Source organism: Bacteroidia bacterium, assembly GCA_027493955.1.
GTDB lineage: Bacteria > Bacteroidota > Ignavibacteria > SZUA-365 > SZUA-365 > JAOSJT01.
Genome location: JAOSJT010000001.1, coordinates 3,691,142 through 3,717,891, shown reverse-complemented (window position 1 = coordinate 3,717,891; position 26,750 = coordinate 3,691,142). Strand labels below are relative to the sequence as shown.

The 26,750-nt window shown below is 53.9% G+C and carries 23 protein-coding genes and 1 tRNA gene; 6 read left to right on the top strand and 18 right to left on the bottom strand.

Annotated features, from left to right (window positions below; genetic code table 11):
- Positions 1-256 precede the first annotated feature (256 nt).
- Both M5R41_14235 and M5R41_14230 read right to left on the bottom strand, forming a co-directional pair.
- A complete protein-coding gene (locus M5R41_14235) occupies positions 257-1,681 on the bottom strand; it encodes a T9SS type A sorting domain-containing protein (protein MCZ7557552.1) in 1,425 nt (474 codons plus the stop codon).
- 42 nt (positions 1,682-1,723) lie between these two features.
- Positions 1,724-3,121, bottom strand: coding sequence for a hypothetical protein (locus tag M5R41_14230; GenBank protein ID MCZ7557551.1), 1,398 nt, complete (start codon positions 3,119-3,121; stop codon positions 1,724-1,726).
- Positions 3,122-3,941: 820 nt separating this feature from the next.
- On the opposite strand from M5R41_14230, the gene M5R41_14225 reads away from it, so the two are divergent.
- The 3 genes from M5R41_14225 (at position 3,942) to M5R41_14215 (ending at position 6,657) form a co-directional block, all read left to right on the top strand.
- Positions 3,942-4,838 (top strand): T9SS type A sorting domain-containing protein, encoded by an 897-nt coding sequence (locus tag M5R41_14225; GenBank protein ID MCZ7557550.1) that lies wholly within the window; start codon positions 3,942-3,944, stop codon positions 4,836-4,838.
- A gap of 746 nt (positions 4,839-5,584) precedes the next feature.
- Complete coding sequence (locus M5R41_14220) at positions 5,585-6,274, top strand: hypothetical protein (protein MCZ7557549.1); 690 nt, start codon at positions 5,585-5,587, stop codon at positions 6,272-6,274.
- Positions 6,275-6,519: 245 nt separating this feature from the next.
- The gene (locus M5R41_14215; GenBank protein MCZ7557548.1) at positions 6,520-6,657 is read left to right on the top strand and encodes a hypothetical protein; all 138 of its coding nucleotides are present in this window, start codon (positions 6,520-6,522) and stop codon (positions 6,655-6,657) included.
- Positions 6,658-7,428: 771 nt separating this feature from the next.
- Here M5R41_14215 and M5R41_14210 read toward each other — a convergent pair.
- From M5R41_14210 to M5R41_14195, 4 genes are all read right to left on the bottom strand, one after another.
- Positions 7,429-7,692 carry a GIY-YIG nuclease family protein gene (locus M5R41_14210; protein ID MCZ7557547.1) on the bottom strand — a complete coding sequence of 88 codons (264 nt, stop codon included), beginning with the start codon at positions 7,690-7,692 and terminating at the stop codon, positions 7,429-7,431.
- Between the two features lie 163 nt (positions 7,693-7,855).
- Positions 7,856-8,119 (bottom strand): GIY-YIG nuclease family protein, encoded by a 264-nt coding sequence (locus M5R41_14205; protein ID MCZ7557546.1) that lies wholly within the window; start codon positions 8,117-8,119, stop codon positions 7,856-7,858.
- A gap of 163 nt (positions 8,120-8,282) precedes the next feature.
- Positions 8,283-8,546: a GIY-YIG nuclease family protein gene (locus M5R41_14200; GenBank protein ID MCZ7557545.1), complete on the bottom strand. Its 264-nt coding sequence runs from the start codon at positions 8,544-8,546 to the stop codon at positions 8,283-8,285.
- Positions 8,547-8,609: 63 nt separating this feature from the next.
- A tRNA-Ser gene (locus tag M5R41_14195) sits at positions 8,610-8,696 on the bottom strand.
- A 395-nt stretch (positions 8,697-9,091) separates the two neighbouring features.
- On the opposite strand from M5R41_14195, the gene M5R41_14190 reads away from it, so the two are divergent.
- The 3 genes from M5R41_14190 to M5R41_14180 all read left to right on the top strand — a co-directional run bounded on the left by M5R41_14190 (position 9,092) and on the right by M5R41_14180 (position 11,627).
- A complete protein-coding gene (locus tag M5R41_14190) occupies positions 9,092-9,733 on the top strand; it encodes a hypothetical protein (GenBank protein MCZ7557544.1) in 642 nt (213 codons plus the stop codon).
- Between the two features lie 361 nt (positions 9,734-10,094).
- Entirely contained in the window at positions 10,095-10,529 is a 435-nt protein-coding gene (locus M5R41_14185) for a hypothetical protein (protein ID MCZ7557543.1), read from the top strand.
- 330 nt (positions 10,530-10,859) lie between these two features.
- Entirely contained in the window at positions 10,860-11,627 is a 768-nt protein-coding gene (locus tag M5R41_14180; protein MCZ7557542.1) for a hypothetical protein, read from the top strand.
- A gap of 70 nt (positions 11,628-11,697) precedes the next feature.
- Here the strand turns inward: M5R41_14180 and M5R41_14175 are convergent, their stop codons facing one another.
- From M5R41_14175 to M5R41_14120, 12 genes are all read right to left on the bottom strand, one after another.
- Positions 11,698-12,888 carry a T9SS type A sorting domain-containing protein gene (locus M5R41_14175; GenBank protein ID MCZ7557541.1) on the bottom strand — a complete coding sequence of 397 codons (1,191 nt, stop codon included), beginning with the start codon at positions 12,886-12,888 and terminating at the stop codon, positions 11,698-11,700.
- A gap of 45 nt (positions 12,889-12,933) precedes the next feature.
- Positions 12,934-14,568 carry a hypothetical protein gene (locus M5R41_14170; protein MCZ7557540.1) on the bottom strand — a complete coding sequence of 545 codons (1,635 nt, stop codon included), beginning with the start codon at positions 14,566-14,568 and terminating at the stop codon, positions 12,934-12,936.
- A 192-nt stretch (positions 14,569-14,760) separates the two neighbouring features.
- On the bottom strand, positions 14,761-15,261 hold the full coding sequence (locus tag M5R41_14165; protein ID MCZ7557539.1) for a hydrogenase maturation protease: 501 nt from the start codon (positions 15,259-15,261) through the stop codon (positions 14,761-14,763).
- On the bottom strand, positions 15,258-16,748 hold the full coding sequence (locus M5R41_14160) for a Ni/Fe hydrogenase subunit alpha (GenBank protein MCZ7557538.1): 1,491 nt from the start codon (positions 16,746-16,748) through the stop codon (positions 15,258-15,260). Before M5R41_14160 ends, M5R41_14165 begins: the two co-directional genes overlap by 4 nt.
- Positions 16,749-16,789: 41 nt before the next feature.
- Positions 16,790-17,764: an oxidoreductase gene (locus M5R41_14155; protein MCZ7557537.1), complete on the bottom strand. Its 975-nt coding sequence runs from the start codon at positions 17,762-17,764 to the stop codon at positions 16,790-16,792.
- Positions 17,757-18,272: a hydrogenase iron-sulfur subunit gene (locus M5R41_14150; protein ID MCZ7557536.1), complete on the bottom strand. Its 516-nt coding sequence runs from the start codon at positions 18,270-18,272 to the stop codon at positions 17,757-17,759. The genes M5R41_14155 and M5R41_14150 overlap by 8 nt, the downstream gene beginning before the upstream one ends.
- 36 nt (positions 18,273-18,308) lie before the next feature.
- Complete coding sequence (locus M5R41_14145; protein ID MCZ7557535.1) at positions 18,309-20,315, bottom strand: CoB--CoM heterodisulfide reductase iron-sulfur subunit A family protein; 2,007 nt, start codon at positions 20,313-20,315, stop codon at positions 18,309-18,311.
- Between the two features lies 1 nt (position 20,316).
- Entirely contained in the window at positions 20,317-21,525 is a 1,209-nt protein-coding gene (locus tag M5R41_14140) for a (Fe-S)-binding protein (GenBank protein MCZ7557534.1), read from the bottom strand.
- A gap of 3 nt (positions 21,526-21,528) precedes the next feature.
- Entirely contained in the window at positions 21,529-23,688 is a 2,160-nt protein-coding gene (locus M5R41_14135; protein ID MCZ7557533.1) for a heterodisulfide reductase-related iron-sulfur binding cluster, read from the bottom strand.
- Positions 23,685-24,662, bottom strand: coding sequence for an electron transfer flavoprotein subunit alpha/FixB family protein (locus M5R41_14130; protein ID MCZ7557532.1), 978 nt, complete (start codon positions 24,660-24,662; stop codon positions 23,685-23,687). Before M5R41_14130 ends, M5R41_14135 begins: the two co-directional genes overlap by 4 nt.
- Positions 24,663-24,665: 3 nt before the next feature.
- Positions 24,666-25,442, bottom strand: a complete 777-nt coding sequence (locus M5R41_14125; protein MCZ7557531.1) for an electron transfer flavoprotein subunit beta — start codon at positions 25,440-25,442, stop codon at positions 24,666-24,668.
- A gap of 161 nt (positions 25,443-25,603) precedes the next feature.
- Positions 25,604-26,635, bottom strand: coding sequence for a sigma-54 dependent transcriptional regulator (locus M5R41_14120; GenBank protein ID MCZ7557530.1), 1,032 nt, complete (start codon positions 26,633-26,635; stop codon positions 25,604-25,606).
- Between the last annotated feature and the right edge of the window lie 115 nt (positions 26,636-26,750).

The following is a 26,750-nucleotide window of genomic DNA, read 5'->3' as shown; positions in this document are numbered from 1 at the left end:
AGTCCCTCCGGGAGAACCCGCGGTACACTTTCGAAGGTCTGCGGCTCGTCGGCTGGTGTTGTGCGGGAAAAGGAAATGCCCGGTATTACCCGGGCATGTCGCGGAGAAGGTGGGATTATCTGCTGAAAGCTGCGATCCTCTTTATTTACAGGGCTTCCAGCACATTTCGAACACACGAACATCCAATAAGCATCCACGATTGTCCAGCAGTCACCGCGAAGAGTAGCATAGTTGCATACAATTTGGAGCTTGTGCGCTATCGCAGCAGGACCATTCTTCGAGCTACGCTATTGCCATTCCAAAGGAGGCGATACATATACACACCAGACGGTAGCTCCGCGCTGCTGAACTGACAGGAGTGTGTCCCAGACTCATATTCGCCATCTGCGAGTACCGCAACTTCTCGTCCCAGGTGATCAAAGACGGTTAATCGCACGTCGCCGCGACTTGGGATGTTGAAATCGATGGTCGTCGAAGGGTTGAAGGGATTGGGATAGTTTTGCTTCAACACACAAGATGCGGGATCGGCCACCCCGTCCGGCAGGATCTCGGCTGAGACCGGATGGAGGCTGTACTTCGCGAAATATGGCCCATCAGCGCTATGCAACCCGGCAAACCAGAGCCCAATGAAGTATACGTCGTTGTCGGGACCTACCGCCATGCTCCCAAACTTGAATCGCGGCTCTGTCGGGAGCTGCCATTGCAGCGCACCGGATGTATCGACACGAAACACGAAATGTGCTATGCCGTTGGGTCCTTGTCCGAATCCTCCTCCAACAAGAATCTCGTCATCTGGTGTGGTCTGAATGGACGCAACTCCGAGGTTCCACTCCTTCTCATAAAACTTCGACCAAATCTTTCGACCCACTGGGTCATATTTGGTAATCCAGGCCGAATTGATGTTGTCACTGCTATCCACCTTCGAAAGAAGGTAGAAATTTCCTGCAGCATCAGCGGTAATCGCAAATCCTTCCTCGTTTCGCCCCACCGGGCCGCGTTCCCGTTTGCTGCAAATAAGATTCCCATCTATGTCAAACTTGAGGAAGAATACGTCCTTCTCATCTGCTTCGATGGCCCCTGAAACGTACATGTTCCCCCTCTTGTCCACGTACGTTACTGTTCGCGTGATGGCTACGTCCTGAGCAAACATCGTATCCCTTCTCCATACCTCCCTGCGCATGGTGTCGATCTGCACAATGGAGACTCCACGATATATTCCCGTCCCGCCTGTATCGACAAGCGGTGTAAAAAGAAAGATTCGATCTCTCGAAACTTCGAACTTGTCGTAGCCGTTCGCCAAACTGGTCTCCCAGCACGTGCCAGACTCCGGGGAGCGTTTACTCAGTTTGTTTCCCTGCAGCACATAGAGGTTTTCATCGTTGTCACATCGATACTCGATCTTCACCTCTCTCCCGTTGCCTCTCCAGGACAGGTACCAGATACGATGCCCTGCGTCATCATATTTTTCGATAACGGATCCTGTATCCCATTGGAAGGGAGGAATGTCCCAATACTGCAAATACGTGTATATCATCCCGCCGGGCGATACTCGAACGCCATAGCCATTCACTCCATACCCATAGGATGGATACCCTTGTTTCCACTCGAATCCCTGTCCGTGCATCGTCTGGACGTTTCCGAGTAGCAGGCCGATGGCGATGCCTGCGATTCCAGCTCTCATCCTCATTTCCTTTCTCCAGATTCGTGATGCAACGGCAGGTGATCAAGGGAGATACGTCGTTGATCGTGCATACCAGGTTCCACCCATCGTCGATCGAAGCGAATAGGTATCAAGCCCGATGCCGAGACGCATGGTCATGCTGGCTCGTGACGCACCATCATCCCAGTACAGAGAATATTCATCCAATCCCGTATCGGCGAAACGGTAGAGATTGAGGTGCCCTGTGAACTCGTCAAAGATCCAGCCGCTCAGACGATGCATCTCCGACGGATATTCGACGACCGTCTCGGAATTGACCGCGCCTGTGCGGGTCACCGTGCGGAACGTGTATTCAATGCGGTCACCGGTCTGCTCAATCCGCTCGAGCGTTGCGGTAACGGTATCCCGATGGACATTTCTCTGACTGTCCGTCATGAACTCATACGTCAGCTTGTCACCCGTTTTGAAGGTAACGAGAGGCCGTGTGTTGTCGACCACGATATATGGCCCCAGCGTATCAGCGAAGAGCCGGGCGCCTCTCCATCCCTTGATCGCGTAATAGCATTGCTGACCCGGAGGAAGCGGGAACAGCCGCGTGCATGTCTCATATCCCTTGGTCGAGAACGCATTCATCTCGACGTTCATCCATGTCGTCCCTCCGTCCGTCGACCAGAAATGCTCCGCGGTGGGACCCGTGGGATGCGAAGCGCCACCGTACACAATGGTGCCACGCTTGATTGTCGATCCCGGCGGTGGTCCGCTGAGACGGAAATCGATGACGATGAAAACGGAGGAATACGTCCACGCCGTGTCATCCTGCGCACGGATGCGAAATCTTCTCCGAGGGTTGAGATCCAGATGCTCCGCATCAGAGATGCCGATCAGATCGCTTGGACGGAATTCCCTGGTCGAAACATCGAACCATTTTGGCGACGCCCAGTTGCGCCCGACAATCTGCTGCTGCACATACACACCGCGCACTTCCCCTGCATGGTCCGGGAGCGTATTCCAACGCAGCACATCACGATGATAGATCAACGTGTCCGACGCGGTGGGAAGAAACACAATGGTCCCGCGTTCATCCCCGGCAGTCACATGTATCTGTGCCGAGGTGGCGGAGATCGCGCCCCCTGCATTTCGCAGCCGGAGGCAAAAATCACCGACCGGGATTTCAGCCGCAGGAATGTCCGTGCAGTATTCTCCGATCACGACATTCCGAAGGAATTTCCAGTTGGCGTCCCAGAAGGAGCTGTATTCCATGATAAAAACTTCGCTCCGATCGAGATCGAGGGTACTCCAGCACACATGCAGTGTATCCCCCGCGCGAATGACGCTGGCCTCCATATATGTGGTGAACCAGAGCGCCTTCAATACCGGCTCGGGATCCGGTTCCGTCGGTGTGTCCTTGCATCCCGACAACGCGATCAAGAACACAGCAAGCAAGACGAACATTCTCGACATGGGCATACACTCCTCTCATATTCCTGCGTGGTGTCAGAGGACTTCGGCGCAGAATCGCCGGCAATGCTCAAGGATGCTTGCTTCGTCGTTCACATCTACCAGAATCGCTACGCTACAAGCACCCGGACAATCTGCTTCCCTCCGTCTTAATAGTCAAGGACACATGTACGTCCAACATGTTCCTTCGTGATGGACGCCATTTTCTCGCTGAGGGAAAATGGTGGTGGTGCGGTCGGCGGAACAAGCGCAGTTCGGGGTTCCATTTCATATTCTCGGTCAAGTCGTCGCGGTTGGAAACCAGGTGTTCAGAGGCCAACCCATCCAGCCATTCTCTCATGAGCAATGATCCTGCGGTGGAATCGAGTCGCGAGCTGGTATATTTTGCGCACAGGCTGTCGAGGTAGCCGTCAGACGGACGTGCCGAATCGGAGCCACTGTTGTACCCCTGCGACAGTAGCATGTCTGTCATCCCTACAAGCACAAAGCCAAAAATTAATGTGCCGACGACGAGGTGCTTCATGGTCCTGTCCAACAAAACAATACAACGATGTGGGAAAGTAGCTCGCGGACCATTGTGATACAAAACCTTTGTTTGATGATTCAAATTTCAGACTCGATATTCCGAGAAAGAACCTTGTTTCCAGGTTCCTTCGACGTTCCACCCATTTATCTGCCAGCGGTGAGGGTTGCATTGTTGCACGTAATTTCGAGCGTATGTTTCTGTGCAAAAGGAACGATTCGTCCGCTCGTGTGTCATCCGATTGACTTGCGGTTACGCATTCGATACCTTTCTGTCTTGATTCTCAATCCGAGGAACACAATGCGCTCCGCTCTGACATCAATCTTTTGTGTCTGCCTGCTGACCGTTGTGCATGTCGCCCCCGCCCAACCGTACGTTCCGCTCGAGGTCGGCAACCGCTGGGATTACACCGCTTCGTATTTCGACTGGGTAACACATGAGGGGTCGCGGGACACGATCATGCTACGCATCGTCGATTTCGGCAGACAGGCAAACGGGAAAGACTACTACGAGCTGGAGCAGCGCGGGAAACACGGTAGTTCCTTCCCTTTCTGCAGTGATCGCTTCATCCGTGTGGACTCGACGCGGATGTACGTGTATTTCGAGGAAGACAGCACAGAAGAAGTGTATTTCCGCTTCGATGCGGTGCAGGACGAGTCCTGGCCGTTAACGCATGGTTGGCAGCGGACCATTGAGCTGCAGAACATCGATTCGACGGAAGTGTTTCAGCTGCCCACGCGCACCCTGACCTTCCGCCGCGACGGACTCATGCTCGACTGGATCACGCTGTCCGAACGCTTTGGTCCGCTCACCAGCCACTTCGGAGGCGAACCGCCCGGCACCCGCCAGGACGACATCACGCTCGTCGGCTGTGTGCTGACGGGAACCACCTACGGCGCATTGCTTGTCGATGTCGAGCGGCTGCCGAATCCGTCGGATGCCGATGTACTCCTCCCCGTCTACCCGAATCCATTCCGTGAAGCAACAACGGTGCCCTTCGTGATGAAGAATCCGGGGACTGTGGTGATTTCCATTGTAAACACTCTCGGATCCGTCGTCATGTGTCGCACGCTTGAAGCAACCGCAGGATCGAACCAGTTTCGCTGGAGGCCCGACGGACTGCCACCCGGCGTCTACCTTCTCACGTTGAACGGCCGGGAGGTTCGCCACACGGCAAAACTCGTGATTTCGGAGTAAAGTCGCTTCCAGACTCGATACTTGTCGATCTGGAGCCGTCAGACGCTCCCGCCTTTTCGCAGGATCAGCGGCCACGGAAACGGGTTGACGGTACTTTTCGTCTGGAAGAGCCGAAGGTAGGATATGCTTCCGGGGTCGCTGCGTGAATCGGTGGGAATCATGGATCGGGGAGGTAAAGAAAAGCAGGTGGTCGCCTGTTTTTCTTGTTTTCCCTTCTTGCTTGTCGTAAAGATTGTCCGTAAAGAGACCAGGAATACCCTTTCGAGGGATCGCGGGGAAGAACTATATTCCGATGGCCACATTTGAAACAGCTTCGAGGGGATATGCGATCCATTCTTCTTTCCGCCGTATTCTTGCTCACACCCTCACTCAGCCTTCTCGCCCAAGAGCCAGGTGCTCTACGGTGGTATGCACATCCATATCAAGCCGAAGCCATCCGTCTTGGTGGAGCATATACTGCCGTGGGTCGTGGACTCGCATCCATGCATAGCAACAGTGCGGCTCTGGCATTTCAACAGGGGGCACGTCTACAGTTCTCAAGTGGGCGGAGTCAGATAAATACAGACATAGACACAGAACTCAATAATCCGTACACCATAGCTGCAGCAGCAAGCATCCCCGGTACAAATGTCGCAGTTGGTGTTTCAATTGATTGGGACGAGCTGGATATCGAGCCCATTAACACGAACGACTCATACCTCTTTCGTCATCGATCAACGCGGCTTGGCATCCATGCAGCTCGTCAGATGAGCGACTGGCTTTCCGTCGGAGCAGCCATCAGACGACACCAATCACACATTCAGTCACTGGGGACCCTGAGAGAAGAATCGTCCGCGACTGCAACAGCTTGGGATCTCTCGCTCTCCGTTCATGGCAGGCATGGAGCCACGTTTCTTGGGCGTCCATCGGACGAGGTACGCTACGGCCTGACCCTCGACAACATCCTGGGAACCGAGGTCTGGTACATCGATGAAGCGCAGAAGGATCATCTGAACCAGGTTCTCCGCGCAGGAGCGGCATACTTCTGGAATCCTGATATGGGTCGCATGTTGAACGCGAATGTCCTCTCCGTACTTCTGACGGTGGAAAGCAGTCTGCAGGGGACAGAACACGAGTTCAGGAACTGGGGGACAGTAGGCGGCGCTGCTGAACTGCGCATCCTGGAAGTACTGATGCTCAGTGCCGGTATCGAGAATATCGTCCGCTTGGGCAATCGGTATCATTACTGGCCGGAATACCCGGTACTTCGGTACGGAGCTGGACTCGATATCCCTCTCGATCACCTGTTTGATTTGGATCTACCGATCACTGTGCAGATCGATTACGCGCACACGGTATGGAACAGCGACGACGAAAAATACTACTACTGGTATCCCACTGACGATCCGCAGCAGGTGAATGCGTTCAGCCTGCAATTGATAGCAGAGGTATTCTGACGGTGCAATGTGTCGTTGTGACAGATTATTTTCACTCGTTACCCGTAGTCCCTACTCTCGAAATATTCTCCGTCACTTCCACGACGCGGACCACGTGTCCTCATCAGCTTCAGATCGACATCACATCGCAGGACGAGGTATGTTCCCGCTGCAGACAGATGGAGGATTCTATTCCGCAGCTTGTGAAGTCGTACGATGCACCCTCCAGGCACACTGAGAGCCACCTGTGGATGAAAGGGGTGCTGATGCAGGATGACAGCCGGCTGCTCGGACATCGCAGAATCAGCGAGATCAAGCCGGCGTATGCATTTCTCGCTCCCGACCGCATGCTACCGGAGGTCAACATGATCTGCCGGGTAATCATCCAGAAGACGCCCGAATAGAGAAGAGCCCCGACAATGATCGGGGCTCTTTCCTGACTTCGCCATTGCAGCACCCAAGACGCAGGAAGGAATCACAGTTTCCTCATCACAGACAGCTGATTGAATATTGAAACGAGAAAAACGCACTTAAAGACACTTTGCGTCTTTGCGACTTTGCGTTCCATTCTTCTGAGGTCAGAGGGGAATTCAACGCAAAGACGCCAAGGCGCAAAGACGCCAGGATACCCAGCTTCACGAGCCCCTGTTGTTTCGCGAAGTCGGCAGCATTTCCCAGATCTCACCATTGCAGCACCCAAACCGCCGGAAAGAATCACTCCAACTGCATGTAAATCAACATCGTAGCACACAGGTTCAGATACCGGTGACGAAGTCACGAGAAGAGCCCCGATAACCATCGGGGCTTTTTCTTATTCTACCGCACGGAAAGAACATACAAAAAACGTCCAACATGCAGTGGATTCCAGTGGATTCGGTCGATTCCAGCGCATGAACATTAACTAAAACAGCCCATAATCGATGATTCCGGGCTGTCTCGTAATTTCGCGGAGAAGGTGGGATTCTGCCGGAGGCATCCCTCCGGGAGAACCCGCGGTACGCTTTCGAAGGTCCGTAATTCGTCGGCCACCGTCATAAAGGAAAAACAAAATGCCCGGTATTACCCGGGCATGTCGCGGAGAAGGTGGGATTCGAATCGGCCTCAGGCTGATACGCTTTGCATCCGCCTCAGACGGACACGTACACACGCTTTCCAGTCAGCCTCCGGCTGACAGTTCAGCCACTTCCTGCGGAACGATACTGTGGAAACGTCTGGTCAAGCCAGGCCCGTCCCTGTCCGGACTTCAACGTCCGTTCCCTCACCTCTGCTTCCCGACGCGTCGGAAAGTCTTCGAAGTAGATTACACTCCACGGGATTCCACGTTTGGTAAAGGTACTGAGCCCGGTATTGTGTTGCTCAAGACGTCGAGATAAATCGCTCGTCGATCCGATGTAGCGCTTGCGTAGAACCGCGCTCCATAGCACATACGTGTAAAACATGACCAGCTCCCAACTGATATGAATGAAGATGAAAGACCCCGGGATCCGGGGTCTTTCGTGTCGCGGAGAAGGTGGGATTCGAATCGGCCTCAGGCTGATACGCTTTGCATCCGCCTCAGACGGACACGTACACACGCTTTCCAGTCAGCCTCCGGCTGACAGTTCAGCCACTTCCTGCGGAACGATACTGTGGAAACGTCTGGTCAAGCCAGGCCCGTCCCTGTCCGGACTTCAACGTCCGTTCCCTCACCTCTGCTTCCCGACGCGTCGGAAAGTCTTCGAAGTAGATTACACTCCACGGGATTCCACGTTTGGTAAAGGTACTGAGCCCGGTATTGTGTTGCTCAAGACGTCGAGATAAATCGCTCGTCGATCCGATGTAGCGCTTGCGTAGAACCGCGCTCCATAGCACATACGTGTAAAACATGACCAGCTCCCAACTGATATGAATGAAGATGAAAGACCCCGGGATCCGGGGTCTTTCGTGTCGCGGAGAAGGTGGGATTCGAATCGGCCTCAGGCTGATACGCTTTGCATCCGCCTCAGACGGACACGTACACACGCTTTCCAGTCAGCCTCCGGCTGACAGTTCAGCCACTTCCTGCGGAACGATACTGTGGAAACGTCTGGTCAAGCCAGGCCCGTCCCTGTCCGGACTTCAACGTCCGTTCCCTCACCTCTGCTTCCCGACGCGTCGGAAAGTCTTCGAAGTAGATTACACTCCACGGGATTCCACGTTTGGTAAAGGTACTGAGCCCGGTATTGTGTTGCTCAAGACGTCGAGATAAATCGCTCGTCGATCCGATGTAGCGCTTGCGTAGAACCGCGCTCCATAGCACATACGTGTAAAACATGACCAGCTCCCAACTGATATGAATGAAGATGAAAGACCCCGGGATCCGGGGTCTTTCGTGTCGCGGAGAAGGTGGGATTCGAACCCACGGTACGCTTTCACGTACACACGCTTTCCAGGCGTGCCAGTTCAGCCACTCCTGCACCTCTCCAATTGCCTCCGCAAAAAAGCAGAGATAGGAAATATAGGGTGAAACTGGTGGATTTGCAAAAAACAACGCGCTGCGGTCGGGGCTGACAGCACGATAGACCAGAGATGACAAGCATAATCCGAGACGGGGGACACCATGGATTTTCACACGGTAGGATTTCCGCGAAATCGCCAAACAATCGCCATGACTACGGCCAACGCGGCTCCCGGGGCTTTCTACTTCACGCACACAAGTTGGGAACTGGTCATGTTATAGACTTCTGTGCTGTGAAGCACGGTTCTGCGAAAACGATACATCAGGCCGAAGGCATAACGGTTCTCCTGAATGATGCATGGGCTGATGTTTGGCAAAGCCGTGTATTGACAATGCTATCCTGAATGCGTAACATGCCTTCGATGAAAAGAATCCAGATAATATTGCTGATCGCTGCAGTCTGTGTGTTGCTCCCCACAGGATGTGACGACGATCATGGGACCACTGTTGATGCTCCCGAAATAGTTTTTTATTCCCTCCAGGACGCGCTGAATCACCGGGAAAATGCTGAGGAATTGCGAATATGGCGTATGGGGGACAGTTTGTCTCCTGCGATAGGACTGCTTACGAAGGTGTTTTTCCTCGGAATATATGACAGCGACCTTCGGTACCTGCCCGACGAGATTACAAACCTCCACATTGGATTTCTCTGGCTACCGAATTGTAAATTTCAACACATTCCCCCTCAGATCTGTGCTTTGCATGGTTTGGGCTATTTGATTCTTGATGGAAATGAAATCGAGACGATTCCGAATGAGTTTAAAGATCTCAAGTATATTTCGACGCTGTCGTTACAGAACAATAAGCTTGAGTCCTTCCCGAGGGAATTGTTTGTTACCGATCATTGCAGACTTCTACAGTTGGATTCCAACCGGCTTACTACATTCGACTTTACCCGGGCAGACTTACCGGAAATCAACCACCTGTCGCTCATTGGCAATCCATTGCCGGATTCTGTAAAGCAGCGGTTGAAAAAGGAGTTCGGCGATAAAGTCCATCTCTAGATCGCCGCGTCACGGCGAATCCGCCACGGCGAATCTGCGATCTTCGACCTGAGTCAGGTAACCATTCCGCCCAGGCGGACGCCGGTTTATTTCGAGTGTGACATCGATTTGGGATGAAAAATCTATCAAATATCGTCACGCTGAGCGAAGTGCTGCGGTAGGTTTTCGGTCTAAGGTACAAATACAGGTCAGCACGAAGTCGAAGCGCCCACGTCCGTCCTCTACGGTGTTCACAGATCCCGATGCAAACATGTCATGAGCAACGTCTCTACGTGATGGGGAAGAGCCAACCGTCACAAAGTGACGCATAACGTGTCTATTTTGCGTAGTGATTCATGTGGCCATTTTACCGGACACCGTCATGAAATCCATCTCTCTGTTTCTCCTTCTCATCGTGACCGTTGCCTCGCCCCTCTTGGCACAGAATTCCGGACGCGACACTGTCGTACTACGCGTCGGGAGTGTGATCGATAATGCTGAGGTGGTCTATTTTGGCCTGTTTCCGGATATCACCCGCCCCTGCGCAGCAACGGTGCTGCCAAACGATTCCGGCTGGACCGTTATCGTGCTCTCCGGGTTTGTAGAGCACGTTCTCTCGCTGTCTGCTTGTGAATACGAAGCGCTTGCCGGTTTTTTCGATGTATTTGAATCCATGGGGGCCTCGGAGGATCCCTTTCCCGTGCTTGAGAAAGAGCTTCGGAATACGTCCCGCGTGCGTTGTTTCCTGCGGGTCATGCAGAAGCGAGTCATATCCTTCTCGGCGCTTCAGAAGCCCTGGGGAAATCCTGCGAACTAGCGCTTCGTGATGGTACACATGTTTCGGGCATTCCGCTCGAAGCGACACGATCATCGGTAACGCTATGGACTCTCCCCTCCGCCTTCAATGTCCGCGACAAAAACATAGCACTTCAACGATATCGATGGAGCGATGTGGATTCCGTATCGGGCCAGTGGTATACCAATTCACCTGAGCACGGATGGCTGGGCTGGTTGATCGCCACGGGGGGCATCTCCTATCTGATCAGCGAAACGCAACGCGATCCGTGGGAGGGTCGGGGGCTCGGGCCTCACCGCATTTTCCTATCCCGTCAATCTCCTTTTCTCCGGTATCGTGGCTCTGCTTCCCATGCTGGCAGTGAGGAGCATTTTCGGGGAGGAACGTCGCTACGCGGAGGTCAATGAAGAGAATCTCGACGACATTATCGAGACTCTCCGGGAGGCCCGGATGTATACGATTCCTCCACCGGAAGCGCGCTCTGATCTGGAGTCTGATTCAGAAATGGAATTGCTTCCTGCTCGGACTATCGCGGATGAGGCGGCGGATCAATCAAGGCCAGGGGCCAGGCATTTTCGAGCTGTACCGGACCTGGATGCGGGCATCAGTTTTCTTTTCAACATCTATGATGTCCGCGCACGACCCATCGGCACGCTCCCTGCTGTGTGGATCGGAAAAGAAATCCCGGTACTGTATGATGCAACATCCCAGCCGGTGTTGAGCCTGTTACCCCGCGCGGTGATCGGGCCGATGCATGCCGCGACCGGTATAAACCTCGTCCTGAACACAGGTCGCGTCAATATGCATCTCGGTTTGATTTATATCTGGAATTGGGATGAACTCGGGAAGTACGCTCACTACCGCTTGGGCTGGTGGGAAAAATGGGAAGCACGATTTGTGGATGGAGATGTTTCGCGCGCTTTTTCTTTGACCTTCGGCTTCGATGTTCAGCTGCTGCGCATGCGGGTACTCCTGGAAGGTCACATCCCGCTGGAGGAAACCTTCGCGGAGACATATCAATACTACGAAGGATGGGGAAGTGAGGTGCTCACGAGAGAGCATGCACCCCGGTCCTACCCGGGAATCTCGCTATCGCTGTCGTATCCTGTCTTCTGGTGAGTGCGCAAAATTCAGCCGCAGTTCTATTCCTTCCGAAGTTTTCGTCGGGATTATAAGCCCACCGCAACACTCAACGTATCCGCAGCATCATTTGCGATACGACCGTGCTCCCGCTCTGCAAACGGCAGATGTACATCCCGGAGGGAAGGTCGGCCGGCTGGAAGGTGAATGAATACCTGCCCGCTTCGCAATGTCCATCCTTGAGTGTGGCTACCGTGCGGCCCGGCATATCGTGTACGGTGAGCAGTACGGGAGCTGCACGCTTCACCTGAATGTTGATGGTGACGTCGCTTCGAAAAGGATTGGGAAAAGGAACAATTTCCATACTCCCCGCAGAGGGAGAATCGGCCGGGACGGACAGCGGCGAAGAGAGGCTGATACTATACGCGTGGTGCAATGTCTGCGACAGCATCCCCGAGATATCATAGTACGCTTGGAGAAGGCCGAAATCTCGACGAAAGCGGTAATCGCTGGTCCAGTAGAATCCACTCTCGAATATCAGTGCAAGCGTATCGTAGGTAGTCAGTCCAGTCGTCGGGAGGGGGATGTATCTGGCTGAGTCCTGAATAGCGAGAAGAGATGCATCCGGTAAAAGAATATTCCGCTTTTTCCATATGGTGGGGACACCCAACCATAGCAGCGAGGTGTCGCTATAAAAGCGAATCCTGTCCGTGAACTCCGTAATGAATCGAACATACGTTGTTTCCGGAAAACCCAGCTCGATCTGTGAAATGACCTCGAAAATTTCATCCTCGCCGCCGTCAATATTCTGTTCGGCTCTGTGGAATCGATACGTAACGTGGTACGTTGTATCGATTCGTCTTGAATCCCTCTGTTGTGTTTCCACAACCTCGTATTCGTGGGTTCTCCATCGCTGAGGCAGGAAATAACTGTGCAGATCCAGGTGTGTGATTTCATCGGCACGAAGCGCCTCGCTGTACCACGTTTCAGGCTCACCACTCCCGCAAATACAACTGATTCTGTAGCGGTACTCGAGGTTCCACGCCACCGAGGTGTCCAGCATGCATCTGACCGGATTCGGGCGCACTGCCAGTTGGATCCAGACAGAATCGGACATCGAGCGCTCGACTCTGCTTCCGGTCCAGTCCGCACACAATGGCGCTTCCCACTGGATGAATATCTGCGAGCCATTGGCGGTGCTGAGATTTTGCACCTCTATCATCTGAGTATCAGTCTGCGCGTATAGAAGACTGTTCAGAAGCCATAAAAGAATCGCGGGAGTTACATAGAATCGTTTCATGGGATTGCATCCAGCTTATGCTGTATATGCTTCGCTTCTGTTTATTTACCGCAACAGTGTCATCCAGCGCGTCAAAGCGATGTCACCCGACTCGAGGCGGTACGAGTACAAGCCTGACGAACGCCCGCCGCCGTCGAAGGAAAACGTATGCTCACCGGCGTCCAGGAAACCGTCGTGCAGAACTGCCACCTCTTCGCCGAGAATGTTATGCACAAGCAGGCGACAGTGACCGGGATTTGGCAACTGCAGCGCTATCGTTGTCGAGGGATTGAAGGGGTTGGGGTAGTTCTGATGCAATCGGAATTCGGGTGTACCTACACCGCATATCGTCACCGGCACGATTCGATGATTGCGTATCAGGCTCAGACGAAATCCCTGAAAATGTCCGTTGAAAATCGGTATCGGCTTTGATTGTGTCGTATACAGAGGACCAAACATCATCCCGTCTGTGTTGTCGAAATCCCTCGTGACGGCGTACCAGAGAACCCCAAGACTGAGCTGTTCTCCCGCCGGACCGGCAATCTCGTCCATAAGTGTGGACAATTGTGCATGATTGAGCGTCAGTGATGAGTCCATACCGTCGTTAGCGGCTTCGAATTCTACCTTACGGGTGTAGGATTGCGCATCGATGAAATGGAGCCCGTATCGAACGACATCCGAGACGCGGCGTGGATCGAAGCGCGAGACTTGAATATCCATGTAGGGATCCGCAGGGCTCGGCTTGGTCCAGGTGAATGTTTCCAGATCCGTTCCACGGACGAGTCGGATCACTGACTGATCGACGGGCAACCGAAGTTCGGCGGGATAAGGCGCATGATCGAGAACCTGGAAAGGGCTCGTCCTTCCTGTCACATTGGTGTCCGACACACTCGATACCCTCAACCACTGCCTCGGCTCCCGCTTCTCGTCTGCATGACGCACGCGAGAAATGAGAAAGAAACGCTCCATGCCGTGTAATTGTATCGGATCATCGAAGGGATAGGATACTCCGGGGTAATTCGGATCAAACTCGAGACGGAATCGCGCTTTGACCTGTGACTGTATCTCCCGTCCGCTGATCACATTCGTGTAACGATCGCGCGGAGCGACGACAACCTCGAATTTCCGCATGAAATACACATCATCGGAATCCGCGAAAGGACTCGTTATATCCACGAGATAATCGGCATGCTCTGCGGGTTGCACCACTATGGGCGGCGACTGCTGCCGCAGAGAATCCGCCTGCGGCGTCACTGTCAGAAGTATATTGCTGTCTGCGCGGCTCTGCATAAAAGTCAGTGTCGCCTTGCCGAGCGCGAAGGACGATTTCGGAATGGTGAAGTAGAGCAGGGCTTCCCCGAGTGTGGATGTTGAGTCCGCTGTCAGAGGCGTACCGTTCGCTTTCAGTCGCAGCCAGGTATAGCCGTCCGCCCAGGCATTCCACGAATTGCGGTTACTGTCTGTCTCAGCATAAGAATTTTGCACGACAAGTATCGCATCATGGCCGACTTCGTTCCAGTTCTCCAAGAGTTCCTGCTTCTCGTTGCGTGCGCTCAAGACGAACTCCACACCCTCGCCGGCGGTCAGCAGAATGGGGTCGGTGGTATGCGCTTCGAGTGCAACCCCCATGGATGTCTGCGCGACGGAAGCACAGGGCAGAAAAATCAGCAAAGCAAGCAGTACAGCGGTCGCCTGTTTCATCTTCATCCTCCTGAAGGTTCATTTTGGATATATACGTGCAGCATACTGCATTCAAGGATGAAAATCAATGAAAAAAATGACGACCTGCTCCTGAAGCGCTTTGAGCAGCGGCCGCAATCATGCGTCACGGTGTTTCGAGCAACACAGTGAAGAGCACGACCTCCCCGTTGTGTAATGACAGGATGGAACGTCTTATGCCATGGCTTTAGAAACCCGCTGCCGTACTGGTCCTTCCACAATCGCATCAATAATGGCGTCGACAAATGCAGGCAATGCGTGTTGCACCGGATTCGTGAGTTTTTCCGCAATGGTGTAGGGATCCTCTACTTCCATCGCGATAATACCGATGTGCTCCGGATAGGGAATTCCCATGGTCTGTGCAAGACGACGCAAGTCTGGTAATCCCGCATAATGTGGTGAGGGGGATGCGGTGGCAGCGAAATCCTTATCCGAAAACTGGACAATGCTTCCCGCGGGGTAGTGCAGTGAATGCAGTGCATCGATGATGATGACGCGCGAGTAACCCGTGATCAATTCCAGCAAGGCGAATCCCGCCTCACCGGATTCAATCACATCAACACCAAGCAGACCCCGCGCGTGAATCCGCCTTGCGGCATGAAACGCGACGGCATCATCACTGAGCAGGTCGTTCCCCAAAGCAAGGAGAAGGACGCGTGAGGCATTGCGCATCATCGTCGCTGCTCGCTGACAAGCACACCTTTGCCATCGTGAATACGCAGAACGAGCGGCATCTTGCCGGGCAGACTATGTGTCGCGCATGCGTGGCAGGGATCGTAGGCACGGAAAGCCATCTCGATTTTGTTAAGCAATCCGTCAGAAACCTGCCCGTTCTTGATGAGACTACGGGCGGTTTTCTCTACACTCATAGCCATACGCGCTGCATTATTCTGGGTTGCCACGATCAGATTTGCCTTGGTGATGACACCGTTCGGATCCGTCTCGTAGTGATGGATGAGCGTTCCCCGTGGAGCTTCGACCACACCGATTCCACGTGTTGGGATAGCATCGGGCAGATTCCGGATATCACGGCTCGTGATTTCGTCATCGGCAAGAAGTTCGTTGATTCTTTCGGCCGCCTGCAGCATCTCGATGATACGTGCCCAGTGGTTCGCGAGTGTGTGATGTACTGGTTCACCAAGCGTGGCGACGTACTCATCATATGCTTCCTGCGCCTCCGGCGTCGCCATGCCCTGGGCTGCATTCAGCCGTGCGAGCGGTGCGACAGAATAAATCCCGCTATCATTGCCTTCGGTGAATCCATTCCAGCCCACCGGTCGAAGATAGCAGAATTTCACGAAGCTCCAGGGTTCGACATGTTCGGCAATATAGTCAGTGTAGTCCGCAGCAGGGAAACGGGCGAAGACATTCCCTTCGGAATCCACGACGCGGAGATAACCATCATAGAAATTGACCTTGTTCTGTTCGTCAACCAGGCCCATGTAGTAGGTCCGATGTGTGTAGGCATCGGATGTTATGAGATCCACGTATGCCTGATTGGCAAGCACAAGATCATGGAAGACCTGTAGGGTGAAGCGGGCGAAGTCAAGACCATCCACCGCAACCTCCCGAAAACGAGGCAGATCGGAAATATCGAGATATTTCGCTACACCACCCGGCAGGCCGAAGACGGGATGAATCACCTTTCCGCCAAGGTGTGTGATAAGCTCGCGCAATCGTCGGCGCATGGAGATTACCCGCTTCCCGGTCTCAAGTCCGACGGATTGGATCACGCCGAGCACATTGCGCAGAGGCGCCGGCGCATCGGGACCAACGATGAAGTCCGGTCCTCCGAGGATATATACGTGCAGTGCATGGTCCTCGAGCATGAAGATGTTGTAGAGAAGTTCGCGAAGCTTGATCGCAGCAGACGTCGGAGTAACCTTGTACAGATCATCAAGCGCCTTGGTCGCGGCCATGTGATGCGCGGTTGGGCAGACACCGCAGATACGGCTTGTTATCTGTGGCATGTCTTCCGCCGGCCGCCCCACGCTGAAGATTTCAAAACCACGCAGTTCGGGTACCTGGAAAAACGCGCGATCCACATTTCCGTCCGCATCAAGAAATATGTCGATCTTCCCATGGCCTTCAAGCCGTGTAATGGGATCGATCGTGATTCGCCTGACGCCATTTTCCGGGCTATTCGACAATGTTGTGTTCATTTGATTCGTGCCTGCATGTTGCATATCTGTTCTCCTCCGATTCAAGACTCTGTATCTCGGTATCGCCTGAGCGTCGATACGGGAAGACCGTATCGATAGAAAGTTCCCACAGGATCGGGAATTCCCCCAAGTGTCTCGATGATATCCTCATCTGTCTGCGCGGACATATTCGCTGCGAGAGACGACAGCATTTTCGCACCCTGATCCTGGACCCTTGAGGTGGGACCGAAGCAACCTGTGCATGGCATATTTCCCTCGACGCATAGAGCTCCGCAACCAGAGCGGGTCGCGGGACCCATGCAGAGCAGTCCCTGGGCAAGCAGACAGACCTCCGGATCCGCAGCGATGGCATGCGGACGCTTGTACTGCTCGAAGGATAGGTTTTCGGGTTTACTGTCCTTTCGTGCACACTCATCGCACAATGCCACATCAGGTGCGAGCACTGATCCCTTCGGCGGCAGGGTTCCGGTGAGCAGTGCGTTGACTGCCGCTGCGAGCAAAGCAGGTGTCGGGGGACATCCAGGTAAATAGTAATCGACGTCGATGACCTGGTCCAGCGACCGCACTGTTGCATGGAATTCGGGCAGGGTAACCGAATAGCCGTTCCAGGAATGTCGTATTTCCGGATACACCTGATTTTCGTTCACTACAGTCGGCGCCTCCTGATAGACGTAGCGGAGAATATGCGTGCGGTGAAATTGATTCGCCAGTCCCGGAATACCGCCCATATGCGCACAGGAACCATAGGCGATAACCACGGCGCTTTTTTTCCGCAACAGCCGCACCATTTCCACCTGTTCCGATGTTCGGACGGCGCCATTGATCAACGTCACGGTCAGTTCCCCATCGGCAAGGTCTTCTACATCCGACTTTTTGAAATCGAGCGCGACAGGCCAGAACAGAATATCGACCGCTGCAACAACATCGAGAATGCCCTCGGCGAGATCCACTACCGATTCCTCACAGCCACCACAGGACGCGCACCAGTACAAGGCGATTTTCGGCTTTTCAGGCATGTTCCACCTCCTTGGTGCTCAGGGTTACCAGGTATGTGTCGAGGTCGGATTCGAGTTCGGCATCGAAGCGCGTCATGTTGTCATTCAGTGCAAGTGGGCCCATCGTTTGGAGTTCCGTAACCATCCCGTTGATGACGTCGCGCACTTTGTCGCCCTCTGAAGCGGAGATCCACTCAAGTCGCAGACGGCGCTCGTCGATTCCCATGTCCATGAGCATGCGACGCAGCAAGTGGTGGCGACGCAGGGTTTTATAATTGCCTTCGGTGTAATGGCAGTCGCCCGGATGGCAGCCGCCGATCAGCACGCCATCCGCCCCGTGAACGAACGCATCGAGAATAAACTGGGGATCAATTCGTCCCGAGCACATAACGCGCACGATCCGGGTGTTCGGCGCATACTTCAATCGGGATACACCGGCGAGATCCGCCGCTGTGTACGTGCACCAGTTACAGAAGAACGCGATAATGCGCGGGCGCCATTCCTGTGCAGCCGGGGTTGATTGTTGCATGGTATTCATGTGTACCTCTGTTTCATTTCCACACCATCACGCGTATTCGAGCAGGCCACGGATTTCGCTCAGCAGTTCATCATCCTCAAACAGATGCTGACGAATCGAGCCGGAGGGGCAGCTGGCGACGCAGGTTCCGCAGCCTTTGCATAATGCCTCGTTGATCGCTGCTTTCATTTTCTCCACGTCATAAGTTATGGCTGTGTAGGGGCAGAGCGGCAGGCAGGATTTGCATCCGGAGCAGACGTCTTCTTGTATGTAGGCGGTGTTCGGTTCGAGTTCGAAGAAGCCCGCATCGATGAGCGAGAGTGCCTCAGAAGCAGCCGCACCCGCCTGGGCTACGGTGTCGGGAATATCTTTCGGCCCCTGACAAGCGCCTGCAAGAAAAATGCCGTCCGTAAATGTATTTACCGGAGCGAGTTTCGGATGACGTTCCAGAAAGAACCCGCCAGTCGAGCAGGAGATGTTGAATATACGGCGCACATCGTCTGCATCGTCCTGTGGTTGTAAACCAGTGCTCAGGATTACCATGTCGACAGGGATCTTACGTATCCGTCCGATCAGCGTATCCTCCGCCTGAATAACGACCCGGCCGACTACGTCCTTCGGCGCATCTGGCGTCGGGAGGATTTCCGGATAGACGTCAGCGATACGTCCGCGCACCAGGTGAATGCCCTCGGAGGAAACACGATTGTAGAATTCCTCCATTCCTTTACCCGGCGCGCGCATATCGATGTAGAAATTGAAAATCTCCGCATTGGTTTTTTCCTGCATCAGGTGCGCCAGTTTTAACGAGTACATGCAGCACACCTTGGAGCACCAGCGGTTGTAGTTCTCGTTGCGCGATCCAACGCAGTGCACGATGGCCACTCGTTGCGGCATGCGACCGTCCGGTAGCACGACTTTCCCTCCCGTTGGTCCTGATGCATTAATCAGCCTCTCGAGCTCCAGCGCAGTATACACGTTCTGATATTTCCCATACCCGTAATACTGTATGTTCGCCGGGTCGAAGGTCGTGAATCCTGTCGCGAGAACGATCGCACCGACCTGGATATCGAGATATTCCGCTTTCTGATCGAAGTCGAAAGCCTTTCGTTCTCCGCATACCTCCACACAGATATCCTTGCATCGACCGGTTTTAAGGTGAATACAATGTTCCGCATCAACAACCGGAACCGGTGGAACGGCTTGCGGAAAAGGAATATAGATCGGTTTTCGTTTACTCAGTCCGAGGTTGAATTCGTCGGGAAAACGCCCTTCCTTGTACACACACGCCTCGATACATTCCATACAGCCGACGCAGAGATCCTCTCGTATGTACCGTGGTTTGCGTTTGATCGTGACGGTGTAGTTGCCTATGAAGCCTTCGACCTTTTCTACCTCCGCCCACGTCCACAGTGTGATGTTGGGATGGGATCGCACGGCTGTCATTTTTGGTGTGAGTATGCATGCGGCACAATCGAGAGTTGGGAAGGTCTTATCAAACTGCGCCATGTGCCCGCCGATGCTCGGTTCACGTTCCACGAGGTAGACCTGCTTGCCAGCATTGGCCATCGTGAGAGCCGCATGAATACCGGCGATACCTCCTCCGAGCACCAATACCGATGGTGTGACGGTAACGCGTTTGCGTTCAAGCGCTTCATGGTAGAATACTCGTCGTGCCGCGGCACGAATCATATCCATTGCCTTGCCAGTCATGTATTCGCCATCGGTATGCACCCAGGTACCGTGTTCACGAATATTGACCATCTGTACAAAGTAGGGGTTGATACCCCCCGATTCTGCGGCACGACGGAAAGTTTGCTCGTGCAGGAGCGGTGAGCACGATGCCACGATAATGCGGTTAAGACCATGGTCTGCGATGTCCTGCCTTAGCAAATCCTGGCCCGGATCGGAGCACATGTACTTGTAATCCCGGGCGATATATACTCCAGGCAGCGTCTCCGCGTAGGTGCGGACTTTCTGAATATCTATAACGCCCGCGATATTGCTGCCGCAATGGCAGATATAAATACCGATGCGAATTTCTCCATTCTGCTTCATGTCAGTGCCCTCCGATAGCTTCAATCAGCAGCTCCGTGATGTCTCGCACGATCATGCGGTGCTCGTACCCCGCAAGCTTGACAGCGTCTTCGAAACGTGATACTTCATACGGACATGCCACTGCCAGAACATCGGCTCCAGTGGCGATAGCTTCACGAATTCTCCTGTCGGACAGTCTTTCCATACCCAGGGATTTGTAATAGGTATCGAGCCACATACCCCCGCCACCGCCACCGCAGCAGATGGAATTGCTTCGGTTATGAACCATTTCGACGAGTGAGACTCCCGGGATCGCCTCGAGAAGCTGTCGCGGTTCTTCGTAGATAGCGTTGTGTCTTCCAAGACAGCAGGAGTCGTGGTAGGTGATGCGCATATCCCGCCGCTCCGTCAGCATGGGTTTGAGCCGGTCGATATGGCTGTGCAGCAAAGAAATCGTCGAAAGCACTTTGCCTCGGAACTCGAACATGGGGTAGCGGAAATTGAATGCGTCGAGCGCATGCGGGTCGTTCGTTACAATACGCTGGAATTTGTACTTGCCAAACATTGCAAGGTTGTAATCGATAAGCGTTTCTGCGAGTCCCGGCTCCCAGGTGAGTCGGCCGCAATCGCCGGCACAGTGCTCCTCGTATCCGAGTGTGGCGAAGTCCATATCGAGAAGATGGAAGAGCTGCGCTGTTGCCCGCGCGATGTCCTGACCGCGCGGGTGGTAGGCGAGATCACATTCGACAAACCATAGAATGTCCACCGGATGCGGATCATCAGCCAGAATACGAATGGGAAAATCGAGGGTTTGCGTCCATAGCATGCGCTTTCGCCCCGACTCGCCATAGGAATTTCCATAGCGATACGTGTTTTCGATCGCCTTATGAAGTTCCTGCGGCATGTGAGACAGGCGCACGGCGGTTTGTTCCTTGACAAGGGGGAGGAGGATCTCCGTCAGCCGAATGTTCCGGGGACATTTACTCATGCAGGTATAGCAATTGACGCATTTGAGCAGGCTATCGGAGTCAAATACATCCTCAATCAAGCCTGCTTTGAGCATAGTAATTATCTTCCTCGGAGGATACTCCATGTGCTCCCCGTAGGGACATGCGCCGGCACAGGTTCCGCACTGGATACAGGACAGAATGCGCTGGCCTTCGGTGGAGTCGTACAGTTTATCCAGCGTGACCCCCCACAACTGTTCGATAGCTTCTTCGGCAGCGAGCATGGATCAGTACTCCTTTACACTAAGTTCATTCTCGGTTTCGCCCACCACCTGCAAAACCATGGATGCGATATCTCGCACGGCGAAGGACATTTCGAGTCCGGTTGTCTTAAGGGCGTCTGCAAACATGACCAAGTCCTTGGGGCAGGCAGTGACCAAGGTGTGGACATCCGGGAGCGCCGCAGCCTCGCGGAGGCGTTGCTCCGCGGGACGCTCACCGTCACAGGGGATGTCCTCCATCCACAGCCGTCCTCCACCCGCTCCGCAACACCACCCATCGCGGCGGCTACGCCGCATTTCCACGATGGAGTATCCCGTTGCTTCTAAGAGAGCACGAGGCGCGTCGGTGATGTTGTTGTAGCGTCCGAGGTAGCACGGATCGTGGTAGGTGACGCGCCCGTTTGTATCGAAGCAGCGCGGAAGCAGGCCGTTATCAAACAGCTCCCGCAGAATTTCCGTTGAGTGGAATACCGTGAATGGCATGGTCGGGGTATATTCGTTTCGCAGCGTATTGAGAGTGTGTGGATCTGTTGTCACGATCTTGCTGAAACGGCATTTCTCGATAATGCGCAGATTCTTTTCCATCAGCATCTCGAATAGCCCTTCTTCTCCGATTCGGCGAACGTCGTTTCCCGCGTTGCGTTCGGATTCATACACAATTCCGAAATCGAGACCTGCCTTATGGAAGAGAATGGCGGTGGCGCGCGTAGCATCCTGGACACGCGGATCGAAGGAAGCGTTATCGCCGAGAAACCACAGATATTCCACCTCTTCCTTTCTCGCATCCCTCAATGGAAACGGCAGGCCATCGGTCCATCTGGAGCGCATACGTTCCGACTTTCCCATTGCATTTCCTGTCCGCTGCAGGTTCACCAGTGTTTGCTGAAGTTCTTCGTCTACCTTGCCCTCAAGCATCAGCGATCTGCGGAGTTGCACCACCAACGGAATGTGATTCAGACCCATCGGGCAGTGTTCCACGCATTGAGCACAGGTGATGCAACTCCAGAGGGTTTTTTCCGGTATGACGTCACCCGCGAGGCTACGGGTTTTGTCCTCGTGTTTGCTTTGTCTGCCGGTCACGGTTGTGCTCTGGCTGCCATTCCCGTCTGTCCCATTGCGTTTCCGAAGGATAGAGGACTTCACCGTGAAGGGGCGTTCCAGGTGCGTGCGCATATCGAGGATGAAATCCCGCGGGGAAAGAGGCAGCCCGGACTGAGCGGCCGGACACAGTGCATGGCAGCGCCCGCATCGGATGCAGGCATCAAGACTGAGCAGTTCCGTACGCGTAAAATCTTCGATGCGGGAATACCCTTCACCGGCCTCCCCCCAGGACGGAGGGAGGTTTCGGACCAATGATGGATCATAGACGGCGATACTGAACGCTCCGAGGATGATATGCACAGCCTTCGAGTATGGGAGGAGAGCGACAAACGAGAGTGAGGCGATGCTGTGCAGCCACCAGACCGGGGAGTACCACCCCGATGCTTCCGGCGATTCAAGACCAGCGTTTTCGAGGAGGTCGGCTACCCACCAGCCGACAGGGGACCAGGTTTCGAACGCCGGACGTTCGATAACCAGGCGCACCCCTTCAAGCAGCATACCGCTGATGACAATGGCGAGCAGAAGCATGGGAAACCCCCAATCGGCGATTCGCATCCCAACACGCGAATCATTCTTCCGCCACGCATGGTTGGTATCGAACTGCTCCGACCGAAAGAACGCACGGCGAATCGTCAGCCAGAGCACACCGGAAATCAGGATCAGTCCCGCAATATCCATTACAAGAGAAAAACCGAGATAAAAATCGTTATTCCAGAATACCAGCGAGGGCAAGACGAAGTGAAAAATGTCGCGATCGACGAGCACAATCAGCGTCCCCAGAAAGAGAAGAGAGAAGCCCGTGAATACGGTGGCATGGGCCACACCAGCGGCAGGATCATCCCGCATGATCGTCAGACTTCCCATCGCGCGCATGATACGGCGTACAAATTCCCCGATACGCGGATGTGCGCGCATAACGTCCCGGCCACGCCGGTATTTACGCCAGAGCAGGACAAATCCTCCTATACAGACGACGAGGGAACACAGCGCCAACGTATAAAAGAGCACGATTTCCCATTCCGCCATGCCCAGAAGTGTCGGTCTTCCGATCTCACCCGTGTTCATTGTCCTCTCTCCCGCAGTCGTTCGTTGAGTACAGGGAGGATATCAAACAGGTCCGCCGCAACACCGTAATGAGAAATGGAGAATATCGGCGCTGCGGTATCCTTGTTGATCGCTACAATCATGCTCGCGCCCTTCATCCCTTCGAGATGCTCAGGCGCACCACTGATCCCAAGTGCGAAGTACAGCTTCGGTGTTACCGTCATACCGGACTTCCCGACCTGGCGGGTAATGGGAAGCCAATTCTGATCAATGATCGGTCGCGAAGCTGACACTGTGCCATGCAGAAGTGCCGCAAGGTCCTCTGCGATCGAGAGATTGTCCTGCGACTGAATGCCGCGTCCGACGGATATCAGAACATCGGACTGTGTAATATCCACATCTCCTGCTGTGGGTTCGATGTAGTTCTCGAACTTCATACGGAGATCGCGAGGTAGTTCATGATGGGCTATTTGTTCGACATGCACGTTGGAACCGGTATCGGTTTCCAACGGCTTGAAGCTTCCCGGAAGTATCTGCGCAATCGCGGAGGGAGAGTCGCATCTGGTGTCCAGGAGGAGTTTTCCACCGTAGAGCTGGCTGGTGAAATGGTACACCCCGTTTTCGATCCGTATATCGACACAGGCGCTCGCCAGAGGTATGTCAAGTGTCGCAGACAGTGCTGCCGCCAGATCAAGTCCCATACTGGAGGAACTGACCATGATCAAACCGGGCATGGATTCTCCGAGTATCGGAGCGAGAGTCAGGAGCCATGATTCCGGAGAGTAATTGCGGAGAGCTTCGCCTTCAATGCATTGCACGCGGCTGGCACCCACCAGCCGTGAGGCAAGAATTTCCGGCTCGCACCCCGGGAGCAACGCCGTTACCGTTCCACCGGTGATCCCTGCAAGATGACTCGCCTGCGCCAGCATCTCGTGGACGATGTCGGGAATACAACCTGCAATGTGTTCGGCGATCACATAGATATTGGTATTCATGCCTCACCTCACCAAACCGTTTTCCGAAAAAAGCGTAATCAACCTGTCGGCGATTTCTTCAGGTGTTCCCTCAATCATTTCTGCACCGCCCGTCTGCTCGGGTTTATACAAACGCTCGATCACCAGGAACTGATTTTTAGCACTTCCGGTCGCGAACGACAGATTATTGATCGACGCGCTTTTCGCCGCCTGTCGAATTCTGGCGATCGGTACATACCGAGGCGGGGATTCAGAGCTCTGTATGCCGACGACAATGGGGAGTGGAGAACGAAGCACCGCTACGACGCCACCCGGGAATTCTTTTTTTACCCGCACCGAATGTGATTCAGGCTCCAATTCAATTCCTCGGACAACGCCGATATACGGAATGTCGAGTATCGTCGCCAGACGCGCACCCACCGGCCCGTCAAGATCATCAATCGCCTGTACCCCGGTGAGAATAAGGTCGTACTCGCCGTCACGAAACAGCTTTGCGTATATCTCCGCCGCCTCGTGCGAACGGAGCTCTTGCGCGTTCTCAAGAGAAATACGAATCAGAGAATCCGCTCCTTTCGCAAAGGAGGTGAAGAGAGCGTCATCGATATCGCCGATCTCCAGAGCCGCGACGGTAACCGAACCGCCATACGCTTCTTTGAGAAGGATGGCCTGCTCCACTGCGTGTTCGTCTTGCTCGCTCGGGATATAGCGAATCCAGCTACGGTCCAGATTCGTGCCGCTGGCATCCACCTCAAGTTCTTCCACGAGATCCGGCACCTGTTTCAAGAATACGAGAATGTTCATGCCTCTGCCTCAACCGCATAGTTACACTGTCGACGTTTTCCGATGGCATCTGATATGGACGTGCGATTAAATGCACAGCAATGAGCGTGCCAAACGATAAATCGTGCAAAAAATAGCAAATGGAGGGAGTTGTGATGGTGTCGAGTACCGGAAAACCGTTATTAACTTGACGGATTTCCGTCATCGGCTATGTGATCAAGACCGTATTTTGCCAAGCGATCGCGAAAGGTCGAAAGTCGAAGCCGCAACTTGCGCGCCGCCTCGCTCCGATTGCCATGGCATTCCTCAAGCGTACGCCGTAGCAGATTGAATTCGAGGCAGGAGAGAAGTTGATCGAGTGAAACGCTTCCGTTGGCAAAGCAATGTCCACAGGTCTTCAGGACATTTTCGAGGGGATTGTCATTGCGAATTTCACGGGGGAGGTCTGCGAGCGAGATTGCTTTTTTATTGAAAAGGGCGAGTCGCTGTACCGTATTCTTTAACTCGCGTACGTTCCCGGGCCATGCGTAATCGTTCAATGCTCTCATAGCCGGCTCTTCAACGAGGGGGGTATCGTGCGGTGCATAGCGGCCCAGGAAATACTGGACAAGCAGTGAAATATCCTCCCGCCTGTCACGCAAAGCAGGAATATCCACAGGGACGACGTTTATTCGATAAAACAGATCAGACCGGAAGAGCCGCCGTTCGACGAGATTTCGAAGATCCACTTTTGTTGCGCAGATCACTCGTGTATCGATGGGTATCCGGGTTGTCCCTCCGACACGCATCAATGCGCGCTCCTCAAGAACGCGTAAAAGCTTGACCTGAAGGTGGAGCGGAAAATCATCAATGTCGTCGAGTAAAATTGTTCCCTTGTTCGCGAGTTCAAATAGTCCCTTCTTTGTGCGCATCGCATGGGTAAAGGCCCCTTGCTCATGGCCGAAGAGCTCGCTCTCCAATAACTCGGGCGGCAACGCGGCAAGACCGACCTTGATGAATGAATGCTGGGACCGGGGATTGATGCGGTGGATGTATTCCGCGACCAATTCCTTGCCCACCCCCGTCTCACCCGTAATCAATATCGTAACATCTGTTTGCGCAATCGTATCGATTCGCTCGAAGATTGATCGCATCGCCGGACTCCGCGTCACAATCGAATGCGATTGCAGTACCTTTATCCATGGCTGCTGTGATGAAACGGTTGCGCTGCTCATATCCTTGACGGCATATCGCGTCGCTATTTAATCAAAAAAGGACGAATAATATTTTTAGCGGCAATGTACGCAAAATGATGGAAGAAAGCAATTGCCGCTCAGGCAACGGGAGCGC

Coding starts and splice junctions, on each gene's coding strand:
- M5R41_14235 (MCZ7557552.1), bottom strand. CDS start 1,681: ATGAGAGCTGGAATCGCAGGCATCGCCATCGGCCTGCTACTCGGAAAC.
- M5R41_14230 (MCZ7557551.1), bottom strand. CDS start 3,121: ATGTCGAGAATGTTCGTCTTGCTTGCTGTGTTCTTGATCGCGTTGTCG.
- M5R41_14225 (MCZ7557550.1), top strand. CDS start 3,942: ATGCGCTCCGCTCTGACATCAATCTTTTGTGTCTGCCTGCTGACCGTT.
- M5R41_14220 (MCZ7557549.1), top strand. CDS start 5,585: ATGAGCGACTGGCTTTCCGTCGGAGCAGCCATCAGACGACACCAATCA.
- M5R41_14215 (MCZ7557548.1), top strand. CDS start 6,520: ATGCAGGATGACAGCCGGCTGCTCGGACATCGCAGAATCAGCGAGATC.
- M5R41_14210 (MCZ7557547.1), bottom strand. CDS start 7,692: ATGTTTTACACGTATGTGCTATGGAGCGCGGTTCTACGCAAGCGCTAC.
- M5R41_14205 (MCZ7557546.1), bottom strand. CDS start 8,119: ATGTTTTACACGTATGTGCTATGGAGCGCGGTTCTACGCAAGCGCTAC.
- M5R41_14200 (MCZ7557545.1), bottom strand. CDS start 8,546: ATGTTTTACACGTATGTGCTATGGAGCGCGGTTCTACGCAAGCGCTAC.
- M5R41_14190 (MCZ7557544.1), top strand. CDS start 9,092: ATGAAAAGAATCCAGATAATATTGCTGATCGCTGCAGTCTGTGTGTTG.
- M5R41_14185 (MCZ7557543.1), top strand. CDS start 10,095: ATGAAATCCATCTCTCTGTTTCTCCTTCTCATCGTGACCGTTGCCTCG.
- M5R41_14180 (MCZ7557542.1), top strand. CDS start 10,860: ATGCTGGCAGTGAGGAGCATTTTCGGGGAGGAACGTCGCTACGCGGAG.
- M5R41_14175 (MCZ7557541.1), bottom strand. CDS start 12,888: ATGAAACGATTCTATGTAACTCCCGCGATTCTTTTATGGCTTCTGAAC.
- M5R41_14170 (MCZ7557540.1), bottom strand. CDS start 14,568: ATGAAACAGGCGACCGCTGTACTGCTTGCTTTGCTGATTTTTCTGCCC.
- M5R41_14165 (MCZ7557539.1), bottom strand. CDS start 15,261: ATGATGCGCAATGCCTCACGCGTCCTTCTCCTTGCTTTGGGGAACGAC.
- M5R41_14160 (MCZ7557538.1), bottom strand. CDS start 16,748: ATGAACACAACATTGTCGAATAGCCCGGAAAATGGCGTCAGGCGAATC.
- M5R41_14155 (MCZ7557537.1), bottom strand. CDS start 17,764: ATGCCTGAAAAGCCGAAAATCGCCTTGTACTGGTGCGCGTCCTGTGGT.
- M5R41_14150 (MCZ7557536.1), bottom strand. CDS start 18,272: ATGCAACAATCAACCCCGGCTGCACAGGAATGGCGCCCGCGCATTATC.
- M5R41_14145 (MCZ7557535.1), bottom strand. CDS start 20,315: ATGAAGCAGAATGGAGAAATTCGCATCGGTATTTATATCTGCCATTGC.
- M5R41_14140 (MCZ7557534.1), bottom strand. CDS start 21,525: ATGCTCGCTGCCGAAGAAGCTATCGAACAGTTGTGGGGGGTCACGCTG.
- M5R41_14135 (MCZ7557533.1), bottom strand. CDS start 23,688: ATGAACACGGGTGAGATCGGAAGACCGACACTTCTGGGCATGGCGGAA.
- M5R41_14130 (MCZ7557532.1), bottom strand. CDS start 24,662: ATGAATACCAATATCTATGTGATCGCCGAACACATTGCAGGTTGTATT.
- M5R41_14125 (MCZ7557531.1), bottom strand. CDS start 25,442: ATGAACATTCTCGTATTCTTGAAACAGGTGCCGGATCTCGTGGAAGAA.
- M5R41_14120 (MCZ7557530.1), bottom strand. CDS start 26,635: ATGAGCAGCGCAACCGTTTCATCACAGCAGCCATGGATAAAGGTACTG.